3 protein-coding genes are annotated in these 2,079 nt (G+C 36.8%); all 3 read left to right on the top strand.

All coding sequences use genetic code 11. From position 1 onward, the window contains the following. Positions 1-376: hypothetical protein (locus AB1414_19850; protein ID MEW6609667.1), on the top strand; the 376-nt coding region annotated here is incomplete at its 5' end. A gap of 95 nt (positions 377-471) precedes the next feature. Continuing rightward, positions 472-1,500 (top strand): hypothetical protein, encoded by a 1,029-nt coding sequence (locus AB1414_19855; protein ID MEW6609668.1) that lies wholly within the window; start codon positions 472-474, stop codon positions 1,498-1,500. Between the two features lie 16 nt (positions 1,501-1,516). Continuing rightward, on the top strand, positions 1,517-2,079 hold a 563-nt coding region (locus AB1414_19860), incomplete at its 3' end, for an alpha/beta fold hydrolase (GenBank protein ID MEW6609669.1).

Genomic DNA, 2,079 nt, shown 5'->3' on the forward strand with positions numbered 1-2,079 from the left:
TCAGCATGGTGGTGCAGATAAGGTTAAGCGGTTTATTAATGTAAATACACCGCATTGTGGCAGTGAATGGGCTTCAGGTGCCTGGTTAAGTATAGGACTACCACCTTTTATCACGCCTTTTCTTGAAAGGAAAGAAAAGGTTTTATCTCTAGTCCCGGGGCTTGCTGCCTCTATCTATTCCTTAAGAACTCATCGTAGCCCAGAACTTCTTGGAAAACAAATAATAACTATCCTATTTAAAAGAGAAGGGGCAATATATGATTTAATGCCTGATAGCAAATTTCTTAAAGAAGTAAATACTACGGATATGCCAGAAAGTGTTAGTACACGGATTACACAGATTGCACGGATTAGCACGGATAAAAATATAATTTAAAAAAATCCGTGTAAATCTGTGTCATCCGTGAAATCCGTGTATATAAAAACAGTCATCCGTGAAATCCGTGTACTTAAATGGGAGGTAAAGATAAAATGAGTAAAAAGATAATGTTAGTAGGATTAGGGGTATGGTTGAGCTCTGTTTCTGCATTGGCTTATGCTATGGGAGGATTTCTGTTTGGTAAAAGCTGGCGGAGTGACTCTATTTCTTATCATGCACCATGCTGGGGTGAAAACAATAAGATTTATTTTATTAAGAAAGTAACATTTGCTGTAGAAAGTGAAAACCCTGATCTAGTTACAGGTGGGACATATTTTATTCATGATGTTAAATACTTCCTTTGCTCGATGAATTATGATGGGACGGAGAAGAAGGAGATAGTAGAAATATTCACTAAGAAGGCAAGGAAGATGTATAAGAGAAAATATAAAAACCATCTGGAGATTGGTGGATTAGGTTTGGGAAAACCTTATATGGATTATTGTAAGGCTACTCATAAACTGGTTTATAATTTAGAAGATACCGGTATATGGACTATCAATATAGACGGAACTAATGAGAGATGTATCAGTTCAGATGGTGCTCACCCCTCCTGGTCTCCTGATGGGAAAAAGATTGTATATCGGATGCATATAAAAAAAGAAAAGCGAAGAAAAGATGGATTCTTAGAAGGTTATGAAGATTATGATAGCCTTTGGGTAATGGATGCAGATGGAAGTAATAAAAATAAAATACTTAGTGAAGAAGTAGATATATGGATTACTTCCCCTATCTGGTCTCCTAAAGGCGACTTGATTGCCTTTACCTGCAAAGGGTGGATTTGGGTGATGAAACCGGATGGCTCTGAGAGGAGGAGGGTGATTGAGAGTCCTCACCTTGCAGGTTGGACATTAGAGGGGAAAATGCTTTTAGTGGGAGGAAACAGAATAGTGAATTTAGATGGTGAGGTAATTGATAGACCTCATTATTGGGGAAAATATTCTTTAGATGGAAATTTTGTTCTTAATGAGATCGACATGATTATATATGATAGTAAGAATGAAAAAGTTCTTCCGAGGAAAGAACCATTTCCTGTACACGAAGAACATTTTGTATACAAAAAGCCAAACAATATTTGGTAAAGGAGGATAAATCATCATGAAAAGGATAATTTTATGTATCTTCGTATTGCTTTGTCTTTTGGGAAGTAAAACAAAGGGTGAAGAATTTACCTGGGGTAGTTGTACTACTTATGCTCCTATGCCTGTTCTATTCATTCATGGGATTAACGCTAATTCTTTAACCTGGGATACTGCTACTAAAGAATTAGAGAAGTACTTTGGTTATAGATGGAAACAATATAATAAAGAGGACATTGATATCACACCGGATCCTTATAAACCAGTCACTTATGACCTTAAAAATCCAGATGCTCCGCAGAACAAGGTAGTGAAGCATTATTTAGAGGCGTTTGATTATGGTGGGAAGAATAAGGTAGGGAGTGCTAATCCGCTGAATTCACATAATGCCAAACTTGATGAAAAAATAAAAGAAATATTAAAAGCATATTACGGAGATAATTGGGGAAAAGAAGATAAACTCATTATCGTTGGTCATTCCCAGGGAGGACTTATAGGTAGGTATTATCTTCAGCATGGTGGTGCAGATAAGGTTAAGCGGTTTATTAATGTAAATACACCGCATTGTGGCAGTGAATGGGC

The organism is bacterium (genome assembly GCA_040755795.1).
Taxonomy (GTDB): domain Bacteria; phylum UBA9089; class CG2-30-40-21; order CG2-30-40-21; family SBAY01; genus JBFLXS01.